At 38.0% G+C, this 24,121-nt stretch carries 18 protein-coding genes and 1 pseudogene; 13 read left to right on the forward strand and 6 right to left on the reverse strand.

The window, feature by feature from the left end:
* Window positions 1–24: 24 nt before the first annotated feature.
* The 11 genes from ACE1B6_RS23335 to ACE1B6_RS23385 all read left to right on the forward strand — a co-directional run bounded on the left by ACE1B6_RS23335 (window position 25) and on the right by ACE1B6_RS23385 (window position 14,026).
* A complete protein-coding gene (locus ACE1B6_RS23335) occupies window positions 25–1,191 on the forward strand; it encodes a glycosyltransferase family 4 protein (RefSeq protein ID WP_413259667.1) in 1,167 nt (388 codons plus the stop codon).
* A 90-nt stretch (window positions 1,192–1,281) separates the two neighbouring features.
* On the forward strand, window positions 1,282–2,457 hold the full coding sequence (locus ACE1B6_RS23340) for a glycosyltransferase family 4 protein (protein ID WP_459563087.1): 1,176 nt from the start codon (window positions 1,282–1,284) through the stop codon (window positions 2,455–2,457).
* A 10-nt stretch (window positions 2,458–2,467) separates the two neighbouring features.
* Entirely contained in the window at window positions 2,468–3,649 is a 1,182-nt protein-coding gene (locus ACE1B6_RS23345; RefSeq protein ID WP_413259669.1) for a glycosyltransferase family 4 protein, read from the forward strand.
* Window positions 3,615–4,772 (forward strand): glycosyltransferase family 4 protein, encoded by a 1,158-nt coding sequence (locus tag ACE1B6_RS23350; protein WP_413259670.1) that lies wholly within the window; start codon window positions 3,615–3,617, stop codon window positions 4,770–4,772. The genes ACE1B6_RS23345 and ACE1B6_RS23350 overlap by 35 nt, the downstream gene beginning before the upstream one ends.
* On the forward strand, window positions 4,772–6,169 hold the full coding sequence (locus tag ACE1B6_RS23355) for an O-antigen ligase family protein (RefSeq protein WP_413259671.1): 1,398 nt from the start codon (window positions 4,772–4,774) through the stop codon (window positions 6,167–6,169). The genes ACE1B6_RS23350 and ACE1B6_RS23355 overlap by 1 nt, the downstream gene beginning before the upstream one ends.
* A gap of 33 nt (window positions 6,170–6,202) precedes the next feature.
* Window positions 6,203–7,969 (forward strand): 6-pyruvoyl-tetrahydropterin synthase-related protein, encoded by a 1,767-nt coding sequence (locus ACE1B6_RS23360; RefSeq protein WP_413259672.1) that lies wholly within the window; start codon window positions 6,203–6,205, stop codon window positions 7,967–7,969.
* A 15-nt stretch (window positions 7,970–7,984) separates the two neighbouring features.
* Entirely contained in the window at window positions 7,985–9,010 is a 1,026-nt protein-coding gene (locus tag ACE1B6_RS23365) for a glycosyltransferase family 4 protein (protein WP_413259673.1), read from the forward strand.
* Window positions 9,011–9,028: 18 nt separating this feature from the next.
* Window positions 9,029–10,228: a glycosyltransferase gene (locus ACE1B6_RS23370; RefSeq protein ID WP_459563088.1), complete on the forward strand. Its 1,200-nt coding sequence runs from the start codon at window positions 9,029–9,031 to the stop codon at window positions 10,226–10,228.
* A 62-nt stretch (window positions 10,229–10,290) separates the two neighbouring features.
* Window positions 10,291–11,682 (forward strand): hypothetical protein, encoded by a 1,392-nt coding sequence (locus ACE1B6_RS23375; protein WP_413259675.1) that lies wholly within the window; start codon window positions 10,291–10,293, stop codon window positions 11,680–11,682.
* 20 nt (window positions 11,683–11,702) lie between these two features.
* Window positions 11,703–12,851, forward strand: a complete 1,149-nt coding sequence (locus tag ACE1B6_RS23380; RefSeq protein ID WP_413259676.1) for a glycosyltransferase — start codon at window positions 11,703–11,705, stop codon at window positions 12,849–12,851.
* A gap of 107 nt (window positions 12,852–12,958) precedes the next feature.
* Window positions 12,959–14,026: a glycosyltransferase family 4 protein gene (locus ACE1B6_RS23385; RefSeq protein ID WP_413259677.1), complete on the forward strand. Its 1,068-nt coding sequence runs from the start codon at window positions 12,959–12,961 to the stop codon at window positions 14,024–14,026.
* Between the two features lie 149 nt (window positions 14,027–14,175).
* On the opposite strand, the gene ACE1B6_RS23390 is transcribed toward ACE1B6_RS23385, so the two are convergent.
* From ACE1B6_RS23390 to mfd, 5 genes and pseudogenes are all read right to left on the reverse strand, one after another.
* Window positions 14,176–14,418 (reverse strand): hypothetical protein, encoded by a 243-nt coding sequence (locus ACE1B6_RS23390; RefSeq protein ID WP_413259678.1) that lies wholly within the window; start codon window positions 14,416–14,418, stop codon window positions 14,176–14,178.
* A gap of 250 nt (window positions 14,419–14,668) precedes the next feature.
* The gene (locus ACE1B6_RS30170; protein WP_459563089.1) at window positions 14,669–15,334 is read right to left on the reverse strand and encodes a Mo-dependent nitrogenase C-terminal domain-containing protein; all 666 of its coding nucleotides are present in this window, start codon (window positions 15,332–15,334) and stop codon (window positions 14,669–14,671) included.
* A 63-nt stretch (window positions 15,335–15,397) separates the two neighbouring features.
* Window positions 15,398–15,739, reverse strand: a pseudogene (locus ACE1B6_RS30175) (cyclic nucleotide-binding domain-containing protein); the annotation flags it as partial.
* A gap of 49 nt (window positions 15,740–15,788) precedes the next feature.
* Complete coding sequence (locus ACE1B6_RS23400) at window positions 15,789–16,256, reverse strand: Crp/Fnr family transcriptional regulator (protein WP_413259680.1); 468 nt, start codon at window positions 16,254–16,256, stop codon at window positions 15,789–15,791.
* A gap of 251 nt (window positions 16,257–16,507) precedes the next feature.
* On the reverse strand, window positions 16,508–19,969 hold the full coding sequence (gene mfd / locus ACE1B6_RS23405) for a transcription-repair coupling factor (RefSeq protein ID WP_413259681.1): 3,462 nt from the start codon (window positions 19,967–19,969) through the stop codon (window positions 16,508–16,510).
* Window positions 19,970–20,130: 161 nt separating this feature from the next.
* On the opposite strand from mfd, the gene ACE1B6_RS23410 reads away from it, so the two are divergent.
* Together ACE1B6_RS23410 and ACE1B6_RS23415 are read left to right on the forward strand one after the other, a co-directional pair.
* The gene (locus tag ACE1B6_RS23410) at window positions 20,131–21,462 is read left to right on the forward strand and encodes a hemolysin family protein (RefSeq protein WP_413259682.1); all 1,332 of its coding nucleotides are present in this window, start codon (window positions 20,131–20,133) and stop codon (window positions 21,460–21,462) included.
* Window positions 21,463–21,498: 36 nt separating this feature from the next.
* Complete coding sequence (locus ACE1B6_RS23415; RefSeq protein ID WP_413259683.1) at window positions 21,499–22,533, forward strand: potassium channel family protein; 1,035 nt, start codon at window positions 21,499–21,501, stop codon at window positions 22,531–22,533.
* 71 nt (window positions 22,534–22,604) lie between these two features.
* Here ACE1B6_RS23415 and ACE1B6_RS23420 read toward each other — a convergent pair whose 3' ends face one another.
* Entirely contained in the window at window positions 22,605–24,083 is a 1,479-nt protein-coding gene (locus tag ACE1B6_RS23420) for a CoA-acylating methylmalonate-semialdehyde dehydrogenase (protein ID WP_413259684.1), read from the reverse strand.
* Window positions 24,084–24,121 lie beyond the last annotated feature (38 nt).

Below are 24,121 nucleotides of genomic sequence, written 5' to 3' on the forward strand. Positions count from 1 at the left end.
TGGGCAAAAGGAGGGAATAAAATTATGCGCTTGGGTTATGTCACTAGCTATGAAGTTTTCGATACTTCCAGTTGGCAAAAGGATTTATTTGGCATTCGAGGAGCCGGAGCTTTCTTAGCAAGGTACCTAGAAAATCAATCAATTCCTATTGATTATATTAGCCCTTTGCAGCAAAATCATAACTTAGTAAATAGAGCCAAAAGAAAGTTATATAAGAAGATTTTTAACAAGTTTTATCATTGTTGGGCAGTGCCATCTATTACTAAAGATTACGCCTTACAAGTTTCCCAAAAATTGTCTAATTCTCAGGCGCAAGTATTAATATGTCCCGAAAATGCTCAACCAGTTGCTTATCTAGAATGTAAACAACCAATTGTAGTTTGGACAGATGCACCACAAACAGCTTTAATTGATTGGTATCCAGCTTTTAGTAATCTCTGCGGTGAAACTAAAAGACATATTTATGAAATGGAAAAAGCGGCATTCGATCGGAGTAAATTAGTTATATTCTTATCTGATTGGGCTGCTGAATCTGCTATTAAAATATATGGAATTGATCCGGGGAAAGTCAGAGTAATTCCTTGGGGGGCTAATATAGAGTGCGATCGCAACACCGAAACTATTAATAACCTAGTCGAATCAAAAAATAGAGCTCCCTGCAAATTATTATTTATCGGCGTTGATTGGTTCAGGAAAGGCGGAGATATAGCTCTTGAAGTAGCTAAACAATTAAATCACCGAGGATTAAAAACAGAATTATTTTTATTAGGATGTCAACCTATTACTGATGAACCTTTACCTAGTTTTGTGAAAAGTTTAGGATTTATTGATAAGTCAACAAAGGAAGGCAAAAAACAGGTAAATAATTTATTTAGTGAGTCTCATTTTTTCATTATGCCTTCAAAAGCCGATTGTTCTCCTATGGTTTTATGTGAAGCAAATTCCTTCGGTTTACCTTGTTTAACAACTAATGTTGGTGGGATTCCTAGCATGATTTCTGATGGTTTAAATGGCAAAACTTTTTCAGTTACAGCTAGTATTTTTGAATATTGTGATTACATAGAAAATTTGATGAACAATTATAGTGAGTACAAAAACTTAGTTCATTCATCATTTAACGAATATGAAAATCGGTTTAATTGGTCAGTTGTGGGAAATCAAGCAAAAGAGTTAATTTCAGATTTACTGTAATCAAATCAATCAAGGAGGTTAATTAAAATGACAGAAACTAAATTAAAATCATCGGAACTTTCAGACGAAATCACCAATAAGCGCAAACTAATGCACGTTATTGTCTTAGAGCAGCAACCATCAACTTTACGTGGAGGACAAGAATTAAACCTCTTTGAAATTTGCCGTACTTTAGCAGAAAAAGGTCACAAAATCAGCTTGTTTTATGTAAAACCTGGGGATTTAGTTGAGAAATACCAAGAATTCTGCGAACAGGTAATTAAGGTAAATAGTTATGGGTTCGATCGCCGAAAACTGAGCGACATTATTAATTTTTTACCAAGTTTTACAGATATATGGAAAGTTGCAGATAATGAGAATAGCATAGTCTTTATTAATCAATACCCTGATGCTTTTTACGGTTATCTTGTATCCTTATTGAAGAAAATTCCCTTTGTTTGTTATCTACAAATTCCACCACCTGTGAACCGGGAAGAATTCAATCTTCAGAGACGAATTGGCATGAAGGGAGTCAACAAGTTTATAGCTGTTTCTCAGAAAACCAAAAATGAATGGTTGCAAGAATTAGGTTTAACAGAAGATCGAATCGATTTGGTATATAACGGGACTAATTTAGAGAAATTTAAACCCGCCGAAAATCTCGCTCAATTAAGAAATTCATGGAACATTTCCGAAGATACTAAAGTCGTTTCTTATGTGGGAAGATTAGACAAAGATAAGGGTTTAGAACTGTTAATAGAAGCTTTCGCCTTATTCCTCAAAACTGGCAAGAAAGCTAAACTATTTATTGCTGGAAAACCTCTACTTCACTTCTCAGCAGATGGTAAAGAATGTGCTTTAGCTGGCGAAGAGTATAAGCAATCTTTAAGGCAAATTGCGATCGACTCAGGCATAGAAAACTCAGTAGAATTTCTCGGTCATTTAAGTAACCCTACCTCAGTTTATCAAGTTAGCGATCTTACAGTTGTACCTAGTTTATGGTCAGAACCTTTTGGCAGAGTAGTGATTGAATCAATGGCTTGCGGAACACCTGTTATTGGTAGCAGAATTGGCGGAATTCCAGAAATTCTCACTGGTGAATTTGAAGCCGGATTATTTGAACCAGGAAATAAACAAGATTTAGCAGATACTCTCAATAAAATGATTGATTGGAGAGAGATAAATCCTCAATTGGGTGCAAAACTTAGGGAATACACTTTAAACAAATTTAGTTTAAAGAGCATGATTGATGGTGTAGAAAAAGTACTTTTAAATGTTGTGAAATAATGGGAGGTTTATGAACAATCATTTTCAAGTTCTTTCCATTATTGAGAGCTACTTAGGACATCGCACTTATGGAGAATTAATGCGAGACTATTTTAGCGAGAATAGTGATTGTAAGGTAGATTTTCATTGGTACAACGATGAGAAAGAGTTAACTACAAGAATCATTAACAGATTGCTAAGTTACAACTTTCCAAATCGCTGGATTCAAAAACAAAATCTAGACTTTACTCGCTTGCGGGTGCAATTAGGTTTTGCTTACATGAGTAAACGGCTAACCTATCGAAAATTTCGTCAAGCAAAGTACTCAGTTCTACATTTTCATACTCAACCTTTGGCTTTTCTAGCCTTAGATTTGATGCAAAAATTGCCGACTGCAATTACTGTTGACTTTACCGCGGTTCAAGCATCTACAGAAAAAACCGACCCTAATTTCAGATGGACTTATGCTCCCAATTATTTCTTAGAAAAAACGGTTTTTCAGGCAGCTAAAAAGCTAATTACTTTTTCAGAAGCTACCCGTAAATCAATAATTGAAGATTACAAGATTGACCAAAAAAAAGTAAAAGTTGTCTACCCTGGTGTAGATTTGCGGAAAATTACTTTACCAAGTAATCCCCAAAAAATTGCTCAAAAACCTTACAAAATTTTATTTATTGGCGGTCATTTTGAACGCAAAGGAGGACAAGACCTTTTAGAAGTTTTCTTAGAAAAATTTGCAGATAAAGCTGAGTTACATTTAGTCACCCAAACACCGATTAAATGCGATCGCCCTCAAGTTCATATTTACCATGATATTAAAGCTTATACACCTAAATGGTTAGAGCTTTACCATCAAGCAGATCTGTTTGTTTTGCCGACTTATTCTGAACCTTTTGGCTGGGTTTTTATTGAAGCAATGGCGGTAGGTTTACCAATTATTGCCAGTCGAGTTAATGCAATTCCAGAAATTGTTAGTCATGGAGAAACAGGTTTCTTAATTCAACCAGGCGATCGCGCAGACCTAGCGAACCGGATTCAACAACTAATAGAAAATCGTAACTTAGGCAGAGAAATGGGTGCAAAAGGTCGCCAAATTGTCGAACAAAAATTTAACGCTCACACTAACTTTCAAACCCTAGAATCAATTTTCCGAGAGATATCTATTGCCAAACAAACCCATGAAAATTCTCCTCACTTGTCACTACAATTTTGACACCAATGCAGGTGCTGCCGGAGTAACTTGGCGGCTGGGTCAAGAATATGAAAAACTAGGGCATCAAGTTTATTTTTATTCCATTGATGACCTGCCAAATAAGTTACATCGCCTAGCAAAATTTGCCGCTTTTCCTGAATTTGTAACTTACAAAATTGAAAATCTTTCTAAAGAGCAAGGAATCGATATAGTAGATGCTTCCACTGGTGATGCTTGGCTATGGGGATTCTCACAAAACAAGAAAAAAAATCGCCCGCTTTTAGTCGCTCGTTGTCACGGTTTAGAACATATTGAACATGAAGAATATTTACAAGAAGCAGAACAAGGAAATTTAAAATTAAGTTGGAAATATGGTCTTTATCGGGGTAGCATCAGGCTTTGGGAAGTGACAACTTCTATGCGTAATTCTGACTTAGTTTTGTTGCTTAATAGCTGCGATGCTAAGTATGTAATCGAAAAATTAAAAGTAAAACGCGAACGAGTAGCGATCGTTCCTAATGGAATTGCAGATAGATTTTTAAACTTGCCTTTTGAGTCGATAGCAACAACAGATAACTCGGTAATTCGGATTGCTCAAATTGGCACTTACATTCCCCGCAAAGGTATTTATTATAGTGTTCCAGCATTAAATAAAATTCTTGCTCGTTATCCCCAAGTTGAGGTAAGTTTTTTCGGAACAAAATGTTTTGAATGTCCCGATCCAGCGCAAGTTTATGCAGATTTCGATCCAAGAGTGCGCGATCGCGTTAAAGTAATTCCCTATTACAATAACGAAACTCTTCCAGAACTTTTAAAAGGTCATCACATTAAACTTTTTTCCACAATTTCTGAAGGGTTTGGCGTAGCATTAATTGAAGCAATGGCTTGCGGTTTAGCACCAATAACTACAGCTACACCTGGGCCTTTAGAAATAGTTCGAGATGGCTATGATGCGATCGTTATTCCGCCAAGAAACAGTCAAGCTATTGAAGAAGCATTAGAATTATTGATTACAAATCGTTCTTTCTTAGTACAATTGCGGCGCAATGCTTATACAACTGCACAATCTTATAGTTGGGCAAAAATTGCTCAGAGAAATCTTTCATTGTACGAACAAGCTTGTTTAGGAAAGGGCGATCGCTAATGGCTAATCAACTTTCAAAAAAAAGCTTTCATATTAGTTTACAACCTGCCCAAGCTTGGACAGCAATTTTAGGCTTAGCATTGTTCACAGCAGTATGTATACTGGGTCACGCAGGCGCGATTTTACGTTTTGCATTTCCCGCAGCATCTTTTATAGTTGGAGCATTTTTATATCAAAAATATCCGATTATTTACATAAGTTTTACTTGGTGGATCTGGTTTATTACACCTTGGATTCGTCGCTTAGTAGACATTCAAAGTGGCTGGGTAGATCCCAGTCCCATTTTGTTAGCACCACCCTTAGTTACACTAGTTACATTAGCATCTTTTTTACGCTATCTTCCCCAAACTTATTACCAAGGCGGCTTACCTTTTATCCTATCTTTTTTAGGAGTTAGTTACGCTTTTTTAATCGGTTTAATTAAAGCCTCACCTACAGCTGCTATAGTTGCCTGCCTTAATTGGTTAACTCCGATCGTTTTCGGGTTTCATTTATTTATAAATTGGCGAACTTATCCCCAACTTAAGCAAACTATTCAACGAACTTTTCTTTGGGGAGCATTAGTCACCGGAAGCTATGGAGTATGGCAATATTTAGTAGCACCTGAATGGGATAAATTTTGGATTGTCAACACCGGAGCAGTTGCATTTGGAACACCTGAACCTTTAGGAATTCGGGTATTTAGTACCATGAATTCACCTCAACCGTTTGCAGTGGTAATGATGGCAGGTTTATTACTATTATTTAATGGCAAAGGAACCTTACGTTTTATAGCTGCCGCAGTTGGATATTTATCCTTACTTTTATCATCAGCAAGGGCAGTTTGGTTAGGTTGGTTAGTGGCAGTTTTTATTTTAACTTCATCACTAAAAGCTAAGTTGCAAATGCGTTTAATTATGACACTTTTGGTAATACTAATTGTCGTAGTTCCCTTAGCTAATATTGAGCCTTTCTCTTCAGTAATTGCCCCCAGAATAGAATCTCTTTCTAATGCAGATGATGATGTAAGCTACAACGCAAGATCTGAGCGATACGAGACTTATTTAGGTCTGGCTTTAACCCAAATTGTTGGCGGTGGACTTGGAGGAAATACAGCTTTAGGCCCTGATATTGACAGTGGTGTTTTAGACATCTTTTACTCATTTGGTTGGTTGGGTACTCTCCCCTATTTAGGTGGAATAATTTTATTAATTTTCAGCTTATTACAATATGGAGAAGTTCGTTTTGATTCCTTTATGAGTGCTGCTCGTGCTATTAGCATTGGTGTATTTGCTCAAATAGGTTTTAATGGTGCAACTGCTGGAGTATTTGGTATTGTTTTTTGGGGATTTTTAGGCATAGCTGTAGCTGCCCATAAATACTACAGTCAACAAAAGAATACTGCCCTAAAAAATTAAGTATTTTTTATTAAATTACCACAAATTGTCGCCATGTTATTGAATCAGAAAAAACAAATTATCGGAATACATATTTTGGGAATAGTCCTCATTGGATTTATTCTTTCTGTTCCAGCAATTTTTGGCGAAGTTTACGAAGCACATGACTTGGTTGCCTTTCATTTAAAATGGTCGAAAAATTTTACTGAACAGTTTTGGACAGGGGAAATTTACCCTAGATGGCTACAAAATATGAACTCAGGTTTAGGAAGTCCAGCTTTTTTCTTTTATGCGCCAATTCCCTATTATTTTAGTAGCTTATTTCATCCTTTTTTTCCCAACGATCAATATGGTTGGCATCAGTTGAGTTTATCTGCTGCTTTAGCTCTTATAGCCTCTGGAATTACTGCCTATATTTGGTTAAAAGATATTACTAAAAAAACTCCAGCTTTTATGGCAGCAATTCTTTATATGGCTTTACCATATCACTTGACAATTGATTTTTATACTCGTTTTGCTTACGCAGAACACTGGAGTTTTGTTTGGCTTCCCTTGCTTTTGTATTTCACTCGCAAAATTAGCCAAGGCTCGAAATTTGCTTTAGTAGGATTTACTATTAGCTATGCTTTGTTGATTATGACTCACTTAATAACCGTATTAATTTTCTCTGTTATTCCTATTTTTTACTTACTAATATTAGCCTCAAGGAAAAAAAGAAAGTCAGCTTTAGTATTTCTCATAATTGCAATGTTACTTGGTATAGGGTTATCTGCAATTTACTTATTACCTGCTATGACTACCCAAGAATACATTTCCATGAAAACAATAATCACGGGAAGATACTTTTATCAGAATAACTTTCTGTTTTGGGGAAATCAGTTTTTTAATTCTAAATTTGCCCAATATACAGGTTTCCAAACTGTACTTTTAGCAGGCTTAGCTTATGCAGCTTATTCCCTTGCCAGAAAGCACCCTCTAGCAATAATTAGAAGAGAAAGTACATATTGGATCGTCATTGCTATGAGTGCTTTTTTAATGACACTACCTTTGAGTAAACCGATATGGGAAATATTTTTTATAATTCAAAGAATTCAGCATCCTTGGCGATTTAATACTATTGTGTTAGTGGCTACTACGGCGCTTATAGCATTAGGAATTTCGGCAATACAAAAACCAATTAATTTGGCTACTAAGCGAATTTTAATAATTTCAGGTTCACTAGTTGCTATTCTTTTATTATCTGGTGCTATAGTTGTGCATATTTATACTAATCCTGAACTTTTGGTTAAATACACTAACATAGAACAGCAAATAGACGTTAATCAAGAGCTAAGTATTAGTTTAGATGCACCGGAATACCGACCTAGATGGGTATCGCCAGAAACTTTTGAAAAGCCTCAAATCAGAGAATTGGCTAATAGCTTCGATCGCGCAAAAATAGCTGCCGGAAAAGGCAACTTATCAGTCGAAAAATGGCAACCAAGAAATATAATTTTGCATAGTAATGCTACAACCAATCTTTGGGTAAATATCCATCAGTTTTACTATCCCGGATGGACTGCAAAAATTAACGGTGAATCGCGTATTTTGCCAGTACAACCTTCAACACCAGAGGGTTTATTAACTGTTTGGATACCGCAAGGAAAACATCAGGTCAGCTTAACACTAAAAGCTGGATTAGAAGAACGAATAGGACAAATTATTAGTGCTATTTCTGCACTGATAGTTATATTCTTTATCTTTTGGTTTCATCAGGGTGGTTTACGTAAATTTAGAACTCAAGAAAACAACAGTAGAACTGATCAACTTACTCGTTTGTAAACCACATTATTAATCATGAAAAATCCTTCCTGTATTGTTTGCTGTACACCTGCTTGGGGCGAAAATTGGCAATGGTTTGCCCCTGAACTAAGCGAATATGAACTTCACTGGCATTTCCATTATGATAAACCCCAAGGAATCTTAGAAAGATACACTCGATTGTCAGGAATTCGTACCTGTTTAGAAGCAGTTCTTTCTGCAAAGAAACATCAAGCTGATTTACTGATTGCACATAATCCTAGACTATCATTTTGGTGTGCTTTTTTTGCCTTCTGCTTCGGGGTAAAAACTAAGCAGATTGCCTATTCTTTTAACTTTCATGAATTGCCTCATGGTTTAAAATGGCAATTAATGAAAATGGCTTTTAAAACGATCGATCAATTTGTCGTTTATTCTAAGTTAGAAAAGCAGCTTTACAGCGACTATTTCGGAATTCCCCAAGAACTTATTGAAACAAAACTTTGGACTATGAAACCACCGAAGTTTGCACCGGAAGAACCACTGGAAAAGGGCGATTATATTTGTGCTATTGGTGGTAATGCGCGAGACTATCAAACCTTAATGGCAGCTATGAAAAAATTGCCTGATTTAAAGATGATTATTGTGATTAGACCTAGTAATCGAAAAAATTTGAAGATTCCAGCAAACGTCAAAGCCTTTGTGAATATTTCCGAACCTCATGCTATGAATATCCTGAAACATTCTCGATTTATGGTGTTACCACTCAAGGGTGCAGAAGTACCCTGTGGTCATTACACTTTAGTTTCAGCAATGCACCTTGGCAAAGGATTTATTATTACTAATTCTCGTGGAGTTAGTGACTATGTAATAGAAGATTATAATGCCATTACTTGCCAACCATTTGCGCCAGATGCTTTAGCAGAAGCCATTAATAAACTGTGGAATAACCCAGATAAGTTTCAGAAACTCGGTGAAAATGGCAAACAGTTTGCCGAGAAATATTGTTCGGAAGATTTGAGTTACCAGCATTTAACAAATTTGCTATTTGCTAATAACTCACCCTGGAAAGTTTATAGTTAACCTAGTGGTAAATTAATGATGAAAATCCTATTTCTTGACCAAAGCGGAAAACCTGGGGGCGCAGAATTGTTCTTGTTAGATATTGCGAAACCCTATCGAAATAACTGTTTAGTTGGGTTGTTTGCGGATGGTGGTTTTAAAAAACTGCTAGAACAACAAGAAATTCCCGTCCAAGTTTTAACAAATCAGGTAATAAAGGTTAGTAAAGAAAGCAGTTTAATGGAAGGTTTAAGTAGTTTGAATAAACTTGCACCTTTGATTAACAAAGTAATTAAAATTAGCCAAGATTATGATTTAATTTATGCTAACACGCAAAAGGCTTTAGTTGTGGGTGCGATCGCTCACTTTTTCACCCATCGCCCTCTAATTTATCACTTACATGACATCCTCTCTTTAGACCATTTTAGTAAAACTAATCGTCAAATTGCTGTTACATTAGCCAATCGTTGCGCCTCATTAGTAATAGCTACTTCTCAAGCCACCAAAACAGCATTTATCGAAGCAGGAGGAAAACCGGAAATTGTCGAAGTTGTTTATAATGGTTTCCAATCAGAAAACTATGAGATAGATGAATCAAAAATTAATCAAATTAGACAAAATTTAGGAATTAAACAACAATTTGTGGTTGGACACTTTAGCCGTTTGTCACCTTGGAAAGGACAACATATTTTAATTGAAGCACTTACCCATTGCCCAGAGAATGTAACCGCAATTTTAGTTGGTGATGCCCTGTTTGGTGAAGAAGATTATACCCAGCAATTACACAAACAAGTAGCAGAATTAGGGTTAGAAAAACGGGTGAAATTTTTAGGATTTCAAGCAGATATTGCCCCCTTAATGAAAGCTTGTGATTTAATTACTCATACCTCAATTTCACCTGAACCTTTTGGGCGAGTAATTGCCGAAGCAATGTTATGTAAAAAACCTGTAATTGCTGCTAAAGCTGGAGGTGCGATCGAATTAATTGAACATCAAAAAACTGGTTGGTTAATAACACCGGGAAATTCTCTGACATTGGCAGAGTTTATTAATTATTGTCGTCAGCATCCAGAGTTATCTGAGACTATTGCTCAACAAGCCCAAATTTTTGCTAGACAACACTTTGAATTAACAACAATTAATCAACAAATTGCCCAACTATTGAATCAGTTAATGTATTCTGGTGAGGAAATGAGAAAACTAAGGAAGGAAATTTTTACCGCAGATGAACGCAAATGAACGCAAATGTAGATGTAGATTTGGTCTTTTTGCGATCGCTTTTTAAACGCAGATAAATACAGATGAATAAACGCAGATTAATAACCATAATTACTGTTGTACTACTGTCAATTTTAGTAGTTTCGATGTTTCACGAAATGAAATCGAATAATCTTCAAGCTGCACAAAACACCAATATTGAAACTGCTAAAAGTGCCGATGCCTTTGTTGATAGTATTGGTGTCGTTACTCATTGGGGTTATCCCGATACTCCCTACGGTTTTAAATATGAAGAAGTCAAGCAAAAATTAGTAGAATTGGGTATCAGTCATGTGCGCGATACTCTCACTTCTCGAATTCAAGATTTAGCGGCAGTTGGAATTAAAACTCAAGTGGGAGTTCAGCCAAATGAAGGCACTCCTACACAACTTAAAGATGCCATCAAAGCTGCTAATAAACCTATTGCTGCCATTGATGCTGTAGAAGGGCCAAATGAACCGGATATTTTTTGGTCTATTAACAAAATTACTTATCAAAATCAAGGTTTTCCCGAAGGTGTAATTGCTTTTCAAAAAGACCTTTATACTACTTTCAAAAACGATTCTGATACCCGAAATATCATCATAATTGGGCCAGCTTTGGGACGAAGTTACGGTTATGAAAACAAGTCACCTTTAGGAAAAGATACCTTAACTAATTATGTTGATTGGGGAAGCTTTCATCCTTACCCAGGTGGCGGAAATGGTTATAGCGTACCTTTTAGGTATAACACTATAGAAAAGTACTTTTGGCAGGGGAATTTTCCCGCAGTTAATATTGATGAATGGCCTTATGCTTTTGATGTTTTATCACCACCATTTGGGAATAAACCAATGGCAGCGACGGAAACAGGTTACAACACTTCTAAAAAAGGCATTTCTGAACAAATGCACGGCAAATATATGCCACGATTGTTTTTAGAATATTTCCGTAAAGGTATTATTCGTACTCTATCTTATGAGTTTGTTGATGAATGGAATGACCCTGATAATACAGAAGCAAATTTTGGTTTATTGCGGAATGATTTAAGCCCAAAACCTGCTTATATTGCCTTAAAAAATGTAATTAATTTGCTCAAAGATCCAGGTGCTAATTTTACTCCTGGTTCTTTAGATTACAGCATTTCTGTTAATCCGCCTCCAGAGTACGATCGCACCCAGTACATCCATCACCTCTTACTCCAAAAACAAAACCGCACCTTTTACTTAGCACTGTGGCATGAAATTTCTAACGGCGACATTAGCAACACCCCCGTAAGAGAGATTACACCCCCAGACATCCCTGTTACTATTACTTTGAAAACAGCAATTAAAGATGTAATTCTTTACTCTTTAGACAACAATGGCAATATGTCCTCTAAACCAATATCCTCAACTTCAACTATCAATTTGAATGTCCCAGATAAAGCACTATTCATTGCTCTCACTCCTCAGTAAAAATTACCCATTCTAAACCTATGACTAACCAAAATGTTTCTATTAGTTTTTTCCTTCCCAACCTCGATGGTGGCGGTGCAGAAAGAGCCATGTTACACTTAGCCGCAGGTATGGCTAAACGGGGAATTAAAACTGATTTAATCCTTGCTAAAGCAGAGGGTGAATATTTAGAAAAAGTTCCTCCTGAAGTGCGATTAATTAACTTGAATTCCCGCAGTCCCGTAATCTTGTGGAAAACCGTAAATTTGCGGCATTACTTACAACAAGAACAACCTACATTTTTACTTTCAGCTTTAGATATTCTCAGCGCCGCTACTTGGGCAAAACGTCTTTCTGGCACACCGACAAAAATAATTATGTGCGTGCAAACGAATCTTTCTCAACAATTCAAAAATGACTCTGGAATTATGAGCAAAGTTAGACCATTGTTAGTCAAACAATGGTATCCTTTAGCTGATGGTACGATCGCCGCTTCACAAGGAGTCGCTGAAGATGTTTCGCAAATTTCAGGAATACCTGTAAAAAACATCGATGTAATTTACAATCCTGTGGTGATGCCAGAATTATTTGATAAGGCAAAAGAACCGATCGATCATCCTTGGTTTGCATCAGGAGAACTGCCAGTAATTTTAGGCGTAGGTCGCTTAGTACCACAAAAAGATTTTCCTACTTTAATTAAAGCTTTTGCTATTGTTAGAGAGCAAATTCCTGCTAAGTTAATGATTTTGGGTGAGGGAGAAAAGCGCCCTCAATTAGAAGCTTTGGTGCGAGAATTAGGGTTGGAAAATGATGTGAATATGCCTGGTTTTAAAGAAAATCCCTATACTTATATGGCACAAGCAAAGCTGTTTGTACTTTCTTCTGCTTGGGAAGGTTTTGGTAATGTGGTAGCGGAAGCAATGGCGGTTGGTACTCCTGTTGTTTCTACTAATTGTCCTAGTGGTCCAGCAGAGATTTTGGCAAATGGAAAGTATGGTAATTTGGTTTCAGTGGGAGATGTTAAGGGTTTGGCAAATGCTATTTTGGAGACGTTGAAAACCCCAACTAATTCACAGTTATTGCAGGAAAGGGCATTAGATTTTACTGTGGATAATGTGGTGGATCAATATCTAAAGGTTTTAGGCGTTGAGTCTGAGAAAAGTTACCAGTTTTCGGGTAATTTGTTGTAATTTTTTTTGAACCGCGAAGGACGCAAAGAACGCGAAGGAAGAGAAGAATAGAGAATATTGTAGGACAGGCATCTTGCCTGTCATTATCAATCTAAAATCCCGAAACTATGCGAATTTTACATCTTTTAAATCACGTTCAAGAAATTGGCAATGGTATTGTTAATGTGGCGATCGATCTAGCCTGTCTCCAAGCTCAAGCAGGTCATCAAATTGCTGTTGCTTCTGTGGGGGGCGAATTTGAAGTTTTGTTGGCAAAATATGGGGTAAAGCATTATGTTTTAAATCAGGCAAGAAATCCAGTTAATTTAATTAAGGCTTCTCGATATTATCGGAAAATTGTGCGGGAATTTCAGCCGGATATTGTCCATACTCATAACATGACTGGAGTTGTATTAGCAAAATTATTAAAACCGGGGTTTAATTATGCTTTAATCTCCACAGTGCATAATGAATTTCAACGCAGTGCGGTATTAATGGGTTTAGCCGATCGCGTAATTGCCATTAGTAATGCTGTAGCTAATTCAATGGTGCGCCGAGGTATCCCTAAAAGTAAAATTTCTGTAGTTTACAATGGCACTTTGGGTAGTCCTCGAACTCGGAATATTTCTGAGTATCAACCATTAACTTTATCACGTCCGGCGATCGCCACCGTAGCCGGAATGTATCATCGCAAAGGAATAGCTGAACTCATCGATGCTTTTAATAAAATTGCTGCTAACTTTCCCGAATTACATTTATATTTAATCGGAAATGGCCCCGATAAAGTAACATTTGAAACCCAGGCGCAAAACACAGCTTTTAGTAACCGAATTCATTTTGAAGGATTTAAGCCAGAACCGCAAAAATATCTTCTATCTTGCGATATATTTGTATTGGCTTCCCATCAAGAACCTTTTGGTTTAGTAATTTCAGAAGCGCGAGAAGCTGGCTGTGCCATTGTAGCGACAAATGTTGATGGGATACCAGAAGCATTGGATAATGGAACAGCTGGAATTTTAGTTCCTCCTCAAGATAGTTGCGCTTTAGCAACTGCTTTATTTAACTTGTTGAATTCGCCTGAAATCCTCGATAAATGGCGAAAGCAAGCGCAAACAAATTTAGAATGGTTAAATGTTTCACGAGTTAACAGAGAAACTTTGGCAGTTTATGAGGAAGCGATCGTTAACTTCAAATAAACTTTATAAATCCGCAACTTTGATGAAGTTTGCGTGAAACATTTGGACAAATCCTTGAATTAACTTTTGGCAACACTACAATTTGCTTAGTAGGAAGTTATTTCAGGATAAACTATCGTGAACTTAATAATAATCGCTTCAATAATTATTTATCTCCTCATCAGCTTATATTTTGCCAAAAACTGGATAAAATTTTGTAACTCTTCCTCATCACCAACTCCAGAAAACTCTTTTTTATCCTTGATTATATTACTAATAATCACAATTTCTTGGCCTTTAGTTGTGCCTTTATACCTGATTACTTCCTTAAGTTCTTTTGTTATCAAACGAACATTGTCAGCCAAACCTAAAAATACTTTCTTTGACCAATCAGTTCCCGCAGTTCCCCTCACAAATACCACTGTTTATCAAAGCGAAAAAGTTTAAACTTTAAATCTCCTGTTTTCCAACTTCTTCATAAATTTAGGTGGGCATAAAACCTGCCTATTTTTTTTATTTTAAATTAAAAAGAATGCAACCAATCGGAGAGTCCCCTAATATCATTTCCGGTCAATCAACCATAATGTAGAGACGTTATATATAACGTCTCTACAGTGTTTTGCGTCCTCTGGTTCCCCCCTTTGCAAGGGGGGTTAGGGGGGATCAAATATATTGAGAAATATCCTCTTTACATTCATCAGCTAAATAAGAAAGCGCCCGAAAACGCAAACCTACTAACTGTTCATACAAAGGATTAAGCTTACACATTGGCGGAATATGTACAACTTTATGCCCAAACAAAACGATATCTCGTTCAAAAGGACATTGAGGCGGAATCATTTTACACAAAAATCTCGCCATATAAGGGCTATCAACTTCCATATCATCTAGAAATTTCCGTACAGGCGTTAACACATCCTTTGGCGGAGTAAAAACGGTTTTTCCCTTTCCAGAAAGCTGCGACTTTTCTACTTCTAAAGTTTCTGGACTTAGTAAAGCCCTTAACGCTTCTAAAACCTCCAACTTCTGACCTAATAAAGCAGTACAAAACTCTCGTAATACTTTATCTTCTGATTCCGAATAAGTACCATTAGCTAAAGCAACAATTACTGCGGTTCTGACAAAGTTTTCAATTAAAGATTTATTTCCCTGTAAAGCAGCGGCTAACTCTGTAGCAGAAATTGGGTGGAGAGAACCAAGATTTGTATCGGGATAAATGTTATCTTGCAGTAAATTTTCGATAACCTCTTTTTCTTCTTCATTATATTCGCCATCTGCCCAAGCCACAGTGAGAAAACCGCGCAAACAAGCACTAAATTGTTGATTCATTACTCGAACTCTTCCTGCTAAAACCCGAATAATATTTACCCCAATTTCGGGGTTTTCTCTAATTATTTGATAAATTTGTTCTTGAGTTAACACCAAACATTTACAAGCCGACAAAGTTGTTACTGAAACCGAATGAGGTTGGGGATCAAATATAGACATTTCCCCAAAATACGCCCCCGTTTCTAACTGAGCTAATTGCAAACCTCCTAAATGGACTTGTACAGCACCGGAAATTAAAATATAAAGAAAAGAACCAGTACCCCCTTGTTTAAAAATGGTATAACCTGCGGGAAACTCGACTTCTGAAAAGTTATTAGTTAGTCTTGATAAAACCTCTTCACGTTCAATATCCCGAAACATGGGAATATTTTGTAAAAGTTGCAGGTTAGTTTCACTGAGCATCATAAGCAATTCCCCATTTTCAATTTCTAATGTAAAACAGTTTGATTTATACTTAGGTTTGTTTTTTCAATTGTAAATAAAACAGTTCTTCCGAAGCGCCAAAAAGACGATTAAACTTGCGAACTCTTTGAGCAAGAACGCGAATAATATTCAGGGCAATATTAGGACTTTTCTTAATTGCTTGATAGACTTGTTGCCCAGTTAAAACTAAACATTTAGACTCTTCTACAGCAGTAGCAGAAGCAGCACGGGGACGAGATTCAAATAAAGCCATTTCGCCAAAATAGCTACCAGGTTCTAAATAAGCGAGAGTGAAATCATCCAAATGCACTTTGACCTTACCAGAAACCAAAATATAAAGCAATTGACCTTCATCACCCTTAGCAAAAATTGTGTGATTAGCAGGAAACACCACCTCTTCTAAACTTTTAGCGAGTTCTGGTAAAAAATCATTCTGTTCAATTTCTTGAAAAATAGTAACTTCCTGAAGGAAGCGCAAACGAGTTTCTAAACTTGTCATTGGTTATTTGTCCTTAGTCATTTGACAATTGTAGTGAGAGATTTAGCAAAAATCAAAATTATTTATCTTCTCATCTGCGTTCTAAAAACCAACTTTTGCCACACACCGAAAGCCTACCCGAACATCTGTGTTCATCTGTGTTTATCTGCGGACATCTGTGGTTAAAAAACAAGCTTGGGAACACCACAATAAGCCATTAGCCATCAATCAAAAGTCAATTTACCAATGACCAATGACTAATAACTATTGTACTAATTAACAGCGAGTTCAGGTTCCATTAAAGCGCCTTGCATTTTGCTTAACCAATCGATCAAGCTTTGTAATTGCTTATCAGCACTGACCACACCTAAGCCTCTAATAGTTATTTTACCTGGAGTAAAGACAAATCGCGATCGCAAATTTTCCGGCAAATTCTCCGCCAAAATATTCCAAGCTGGTTCCTCCATTTTAGTTTCCAAGATAACGTGCTGCTTACCATCAGGTTTAATCCGAGAGAAACCTAGCTTCCGAGCAACTTGTTTCAGTTCCATTACCTTTAATAATTGTCTTGCAGCTGGAGGAATAGCGCCATAACGATCGCTCCATTCCGCCACAATTTGTTCTAATTCTTCTTTCGATTTAGCAGCAGCGACCGATCGATAAGCACTCATCTTTTGATCGATATCAGTAACATAATCAGAGGGAATAAACGCCGTCAAAGATAGATCGATTTGAGTATCATCAACTTGAGGAATTTCTTGACCGCGAATTTCTTGAATCGCCTCTTGTAACATTTCTGTATAGAGGTCAAAACCGATCGCATTCATTTGTCCCGACTGTTCCGCACCCAACAAATTACCCACGCCACGAATTTCCATATCGCGCATTGCTAATTGATAACCGGAACCTAATTGAGTAAACTCTTGAATAGCTCTTAAACGTTGACGCGCAGCTTCCGAAAGTTGACTTTTTCGCGGATAAAATAACCAAGCGTGAGCTTGAATTCCGGCGCGACCAACTCTTCCTCGCAACTGATAAAGTTGAGCTAAACCGAATTTTTGTGCATCTTCAATCAGGATAGTATTAACGCGAGGAATGTCTAAACCAGACTCAATAATTGTGGTACAAACTAAGATATCTGCTTCGCCATTGCTGAAGGTTAACATTGTGGATTCTAACTCAGATTCATCGAGTTGACCATGAGCGATCGCAATTCGCGCACCCGGAATCATTTCCCGCAATTTTGTTGCTGTTTCTTCAATTCCTTCTACTCTGGGAACAACATAAAATATCTGTCCACCGCGATCGAGTTCTTGACGAATTGCAGTTCTTACCGCTTCAGGATCGAAAGGTGCGAGATGTGTTTTAATTGGACGACGGGAAGGCGGAGGAGTTGTAATTAAACTCATTTCTCTAATTCCCGAAAGCGACATATATAAAGTTCTGGGAATTGGAGTAGCGGTCAAAGTTAACACATCAACTTGAGTTTTTAAAGTCTTAATTTTCTCCTTTTGGTTAACGCCAAACCTTTGTTCTTCATCTACCACTAATAAACCCAAATCTCGGTAATTAACATTTTTACCTAACAGTTGTTGAGTTCCCACAACTATATCTAATTCACCCGTAGAAAGACGGCGAAGAATATCGCGTTTTTCCTCTTCGCTGCGGAAACGATTCAACAAACCGACATTAATTGGGTAAGGTGCAAAACGCTCTTTTAAAGTGTGATAATGTTGCTGAGTTAAAACCGTTGTTGGGGCTAAAACTGCGACTTGTTTCCCCGCAGTCACGGCTTTAAAAATTGCGCGAATTGCGACTTCAGTTTTCCCAAAACCCACATCTCCACAAACCAAACGATCCATTGGTCTAAGAGATTCCATATCGCGTTTTACATCTTGGGTTGCTTTTAGTTGATCCGGTGTAGGTTGGTAAGGGAAAGAATCTTCCATTTCTTCTTGCCAAGGACTATCGATCGGATAGGAAAACCCTTGCTGTTGAGCGCGTTGAGCATATAATTTTAGTAAATCAACCGCCAGTTTCTTAATTGCTTTCCGAACTTTTGACTTGGTATTTTCCCAAGCTTTCCCGGTCATTTTATTTAATTCTGGCGGCTTATCTGTGGTACTGCGAAATCTGGACAAACCACTTAGTTGATCTGCCGGAACTCTCAGCAAACCGTCAGCATATTGCACCACTAAATATTCGCGAGTTTCATTATTAATAGTTAACTTTTCCAACCGGAGAAACTTGCCAATCCCGTGACTTTTATTAACTACATAATCACCCGCTTGTAACTTATTCGGATCGACTTGTTTAGAAGCTGCGCGTCGCCGCTTGCGAATATAACTTGGGGTAGCTAAAGAATGCTGACCGTAAAATTCCCGATCGGTAACAACAACTAACCGGAAAGTTGGCAAAATAAACCCTTCCAACTCCGCCAAACCGGAATATTTCACCGCCACAGGCGTATGCTGAATTTGTAATTTATCGATCGCTTGAAAATCGCGAGGATTCGGAACAAATTGCGCCGGACAATCATGTTCTTGCAGTAAAGCAACCGATCGCGAAGGTTGCGCCGAAACAATCCAAATCCCAAACTTTCGTTCTCTTTCTTGCCTTAAAGTTTCCGCCAACTTAGCAAACTGATGAGGAGTCGCTGGAACCGGACGACTAGCCAAATTTAACGAAGAATCTTCCGCAATTTCCGACAAATCTACCCGATGAAACCGCGAATTATTCCCCAAACAATCATCAAAAGAACAATGCAACTTAGGAATATTAGATCCCTCCCCATTCCCAGCATTCCATTGTTCCTGAGCCATATTAAACCAAACAACATTGTGCGCCTCACATTGTTCTGGTTCATCAACAGCAATCAAAGTATTACTCGTCAAATAATTCAACAAACTAGCAGGTTCCGAAAAAGCCGAACCCAACAACCGCCAAACCTCTCTTCTCTCTTCTCCTTCTTCTTCTTCCTCCTCTGCGTCCTCTGCGTCTCTGCGGTTCAAATCCCCCAAAACTCCCCGGTAAATCGCCGTAAAATCCGTCGGAGTCAACAACAAACGCTCAATTTTATCCAAAGATCGCTGAGTAGACGGGTCAAACTCGCGAATCTTCTCCAAATCATCGCCAAACCACTCCAACCTTACAGGTAACTCAGCCGAAACCGGGAAAACATCAATAATATCCCCCCGACGACTCCATTGACCCTCAGTTTCCACCAAAGAAACCCGTTCATAACCCAAAAGCGCCAACTTCCGGGAAAAATCAGCCAAATCTGCCGTTTCTCCCAACTTCAAAGTCAGACAATACTCCTGAAAAACGTTTGGTGGTGGTAAATGAGGCTGAAGCGATCGCTCAGTCGCCACGATCGCCATTTTACCCGAAGAAGCTTGACCAATCAGATCCGACAAAACCTGCATTTGTCCCCAAGTCATTTCCGACTCTGGCGCATAAGGTTCGTAGGGTGACGCTTCCGAAGTCGGGTAAAAATGCACCGTTTGCCAACCCATCGCTTCCAACTGCGCCGACCACCGTCCCGCTTCTTCCAGAGTCGCGGTGACGACGAACAGGTTTTTTTCAGCAGTTTGCGCGATCGCAGAAGCGACCAAACCCTTGGGAAGACGGGGAACACCACTCAACCGGAGATGCTGCTGACGGTTGAGTTTGGTCAGGATTTCGTTAGTGAGTGGCGATCGGCCTAAAGCACGGATAATCGAAGAAAAGGTCATTGGATTTTAGATTTTGGATTTGGGATTTTTGATTGGAGAGTTTGCTCTACGTCTACAAAGATCATTTTAAATAAGGACATCCCCAGGTTTTCAGTTCCGGGAAGTAGATTATCGTCTCATAGGATTTAGCATTTAATTAGTTTTTGCTTGATATTCCATCCATGTCTCTAACTACCGATTTTCTGATTATCTTACTGCTGATTGTATCTAACGGCTTTCTAGTGATGTCGGAGATGGCGATCGTCTCTTCGCGCAAGATCCGCTTGCAACAGATGGCTACCCAAGATCGTAAGGCTCAACTCGCTTTATCCTTGGCGAATGCGCCGAATCGATTTCTTCCCACGGTGCAAATTGGCATTACTTTGTTGAGTATTATTTCTGGTGCTTTTGGGGAAACCACGATTTCGCGGTATCTCAGACCAATTTTAGCCAATATTCCCTTTCTCAGAACTTCCGGGGAGGCGATCGCTTCCGTACTTGCCATTTTAATTATTACTTATTTAACTTTAATTATCGGTGAATTAGTGCCCAAGCGCATGGCGTTAAATAGTCCCGAATCCATTGCAGCAATTGTTGCCATGCCGATGCGATTTTTGTCAATCATTGCTGCACCTTTAGTCTATTTTTTGGGGACTTCCACTCAGTTAGTCATCCGAATTTTGGGAATTACACCTTCAACAGAACCGGAAGTAACTGAAGAAGAAATTAAAGTTTTAATCGAACAAGGTACGGAAGCGGGAACTTTTGAAGAAGCCGAACAAGACATGGTAGAAAGGGTGTTTCGCTTAGGCGATCGACCAGTCAGTGCCTTAATGACACCCAGACCGGAAATTGTTTGGTTAAATATTGAAGATTCCGCCGAAGTGACTCGGCAAAAACTTGTTAGTAGCCAACATTCTCGCTTTCCGGTTTGTCAACGAGAGTTAGATAATGTCCTTGGTGTATTACAAGTCAACGATATTCTCTCTCGCTGTTTAAACTCCGAACCGTTAGATTTAACTGCATCTTTGCGCCGACCTTTGTTTGTTCCCGAAAGTACCAGAGGTTTAAAAGTTTTGGAAATGTTTAAACAGACGGGAACTCATATTGTATTTGTCGTGGATGAATATGCGGTAATTCAAGGTTTAGTTACTCTCAATGATATTTTAGTAGAAATTGTCGGCGATATTCCTTCAGTTTATCATACTGATGAACCCTTAGTCGTGCAACGGGATGATGGTTCTTGGTTAATTGATGGAATGTTGTCTGTAGATGAGTTTTTAGAGATGTTTGAAATTGAAGAATTGACTCCTCAAGAAAGAGGCAGTTACAACACAATGGGTGGTTTAATTATGTCCCATTTAGGTCGAATCCCCACCGCTACCGATAAATTTGATTGGAAAGGTTTTTGTTTTGAAGTAGTAGACATGGATGGCAACCGAGTTGATAAAATTTTGGTCGTACCGAGCGACAATAAAGATAGTCAAGAATCAACTAATCCGCTGTTAGAATAAACTTAAGTTTTAACGGCTAATCAAGGAGTAATCGTTTTGCAACCAACAAAAGCGCCAGATACTAGCTTAATAATTTTTAGCCAAAGGTTCTGGCACTTTTTGCAACGGGAAAAACTCGATCGCTTAATTTTAGCTATAGGAATTATCCTGGGATTTAGTTCGATCGGTTTATCATTATTAGAACCTGATTTATCAGTTCTAGATGCTTTGTGGTGGAATATTGTTACTTTAACCACTGTTGGTTATGGTGATATTACACCCGTCACATTTTGGGGTCGAGTAATTGCGATCGTCAATATGTTTTTTAGTATTGTTATCTTGGCTACCGTCAGTGCTACTATTGCTAGCATTTTAGTAGATAGAAAAATCAAAGAAGATCGAGGTATGACTAGTTTTCAGGTAAAAAACCACATCATCTTATGCGAATGGAATTATCGCGCCAAATTAATTTTAAATGGTTTGCGCTTTGACGGTAAAACTAAAACCACACCCATAGTTTTAATCGCCAATATTGACAGTAAGCCAGTAGATGATAAATATTTATTTTTTATTCAAGGTCAAGTATCTGACGAAACCTTAAATCGTGCTAATTTAGCTGAGGCAAAAACTGTCATAATTTTAGGCGATGACAGTTTAGATAATTTGGCTCGTGATGCAAAAGTTATTCTCTCCACTTTAACTGTAGAAAGTATTAATCGTAGTGCTTATACCATTGTAGAATTAGTAGATCCAGGTTATATTTCTACCTGTAAAAGAGCTAACGCAGATGAAATAATTGTCAGCAGCGAGTTAAGTAGTATGTTGATTTACCAAGCTACGATTAATCACGGTATTACTAACGTAGTTTCTGATATCTTCAGTTCTCAAGATGGTAATCAAATTTATAAAATTCCTTTGCCTAAAGAGCAAATTGGTTTGACATTTTTGGAAGTTTTTATCTATATGAAACAACACCATCAAAGTACTGTGATTGCTGTGCAAAAGGACGAAGATGGAGAGGTAATTTCTAACCCTCCAACTCATTATATATTGTCAGAATATGACTATTTAATTGTCATTGCTCCGAATTAAAATTAATATCAGGTACGTAGTTGTGCTTCAGCACTAAATAAAGGCGCTGAAGCGCAACTACGTACCTATTTCTAAAATTGTCTTGACCAGTCTTTGGGCCAACGTTCTACAATTACTTTTGTTTGGGTAAAAAATTCTACTGCGTCTCTTCCTTGTCCGTGTAAGTCACCGAAGAAACTGGCTTTCCAACCACTAAAAGGAAAGTATGCCATTGGCGCAGCTACGCCGATGTTAATACCAATATTACCAGCTTCGGCTTGATAGCGAAATTTGCGGGCAGCAGCACCATTTGTGGTGAATAAACAAGCCATGTTTCCCCATTCGCCGCTGTTGACAAAGGCGATCGCTTCCTCAATACTATCTAAGTGAATTAAACCTAACACTGGGCCGAAAATTTCTGTATGAGCAATTTCTCCAGTTGGGTTAATATTTTGCAGAATTGTTGGTTTAATAAAGTTGCCTTTTTCATAACCGGAAATTTGTGGGTTTCTCCCATCTACTAATAATTTTCCCCCTTCATCAATTCCCACTTGAATTAAGTTTTCAATTCTTTGTTTACTTTCAGGAGAAATCACTGGCCCCATTTCCACATTCGGATCTAAACCATATCCTACTTTACGGTTAGATGCGGTGTTTGCGATCGCCTCTGTAAAACTATCTTTTGCTTCTCCCACTGTCACCGCCAAAGATGCCGCCAAACAACGTTGTCCCGCACAACCAAAAGCACTATCAGCCGCAATTTTTACGGTTGTTTCTATATCTGCATCTGGTAAAACGATAATTGGATTTTTCGCGCCTCCTTGACATTGCACGCGCTTCCCATTAGCAGCGGCGCGACTATAAATATATTTAGCAACTGGTGTAGAACCAACAAAACTAATTGCCCGAATTGTGGGATGATCTAAAATCGCATCAACCGCTTCTTTCGCACCGTTAACTAAATTTATTACTCCTTTTGGTAGTTGCGTTTGTTCTAACAATTGGAAAATTTTTTCCATTGTCAAAGGTACTTTTTCCGAAGGTTTAACAATTACCGTATTTCCGCAAGCAATGGAGTATGGTAAAAACCAAAAAGGAATCATTCCCGGAAAGTTAAAAGGACAAATTATCGCGGTAACTCCTAGAGGTTGACGAATCATAAATTCATCGATTCCCCGTGCCACATCTTCTAAGTTGTATCCCTGCATTAAAATAGGAATACCACAGGCGACTTCCACATTTTCGATCGCCCTTCGCAATTCACCTTTAGATTCGGTTAAAGTTTTACCACACTCAACTGTTATGGTTTCTGCTAAATCGGAAAAATTATCTTCTAAGAGATTTTTTAATTTAAATAAATATTGCACTCGTTCAGTTGGCGGAGTCTGTCGCCAAACTTTTCCGGCTGTTACTGCTGCGGTAACTGCTGCGTTTACCTCAATTGCAGGTGACAATGGTACGCTACCTAATACTTCTGCGGTAGCGGGGTTAACTACTTGTAAGTAGTTGTTGCTGCTCGATGTTTGCCATTCCCCATTAATATAGTTTTTGAGAGGCTGATTTACTGTCACGGTTAACCTTCGATGATACTGCCCAAATTATACTTATT

Origin of the sequence: Floridaenema fluviatile BLCC-F154, assembly GCF_041929135.1 — a bacterium.
GTDB classification, from domain to species: domain Bacteria; phylum Cyanobacteriota; class Cyanobacteriia; order Cyanobacteriales; family Aerosakkonemataceae; genus Floridanema; species Floridanema fluviatile.

Bases quoted from the DNA above. Each gene is read 5' to 3' on its own strand.
- ACE1B6_RS23335 (WP_413259667.1), top strand. From the start codon at position 25: ATGCGCTTGGGTTATGTCACTAGCTATGAAGTTTTCGATACTTCCAGT.
- ACE1B6_RS23340 (WP_459563087.1), top strand. From the start codon at position 1,282: ATGCACGTTATTGTCTTAGAGCAGCAACCATCAACTTTACGTGGAGGA.
- ACE1B6_RS23345 (WP_413259669.1), top strand. From the start codon at position 2,468: ATGAACAATCATTTTCAAGTTCTTTCCATTATTGAGAGCTACTTAGGA.
- ACE1B6_RS23350 (WP_413259670.1), top strand. From the start codon at position 3,615: ATGAAAATTCTCCTCACTTGTCACTACAATTTTGACACCAATGCAGGT.
- ACE1B6_RS23355 (WP_413259671.1), top strand. From the start codon at position 4,772: ATGGCTAATCAACTTTCAAAAAAAAGCTTTCATATTAGTTTACAACCT.
- ACE1B6_RS23360 (WP_413259672.1), top strand. From the start codon at position 6,203: ATGTTATTGAATCAGAAAAAACAAATTATCGGAATACATATTTTGGGA.
- ACE1B6_RS23365 (WP_413259673.1), top strand. From the start codon at position 7,985: ATGAAAAATCCTTCCTGTATTGTTTGCTGTACACCTGCTTGGGGCGAA.
- ACE1B6_RS23370 (WP_459563088.1), top strand. From the start codon at position 9,029: ATGAAAATCCTATTTCTTGACCAAAGCGGAAAACCTGGGGGCGCAGAA.
- ACE1B6_RS23375 (WP_413259675.1), top strand. From the start codon at position 10,291: ATGAATAAACGCAGATTAATAACCATAATTACTGTTGTACTACTGTCA.
- ACE1B6_RS23380 (WP_413259676.1), top strand. From the start codon at position 11,703: ATGACTAACCAAAATGTTTCTATTAGTTTTTTCCTTCCCAACCTCGAT.
- ACE1B6_RS23385 (WP_413259677.1), top strand. From the start codon at position 12,959: ATGCGAATTTTACATCTTTTAAATCACGTTCAAGAAATTGGCAATGGT.
- ACE1B6_RS30170 (WP_459563089.1), bottom strand. From the start codon at position 15,334: ATGAATCAACAATTTAGTGCTTGTTTGCGCGGTTTTCTCACTGTGGCT.
- ACE1B6_RS23400 (WP_413259680.1), bottom strand. From the start codon at position 16,256: ATGACAAGTTTAGAAACTCGTTTGCGCTTCCTTCAGGAAGTTACTATT.
- mfd (WP_413259681.1), bottom strand. From the start codon at position 19,969: ATGACCTTTTCTTCGATTATCCGTGCTTTAGGCCGATCGCCACTCACT.
- ACE1B6_RS23410 (WP_413259682.1), top strand. From the start codon at position 20,131: ATGTCTCTAACTACCGATTTTCTGATTATCTTACTGCTGATTGTATCT.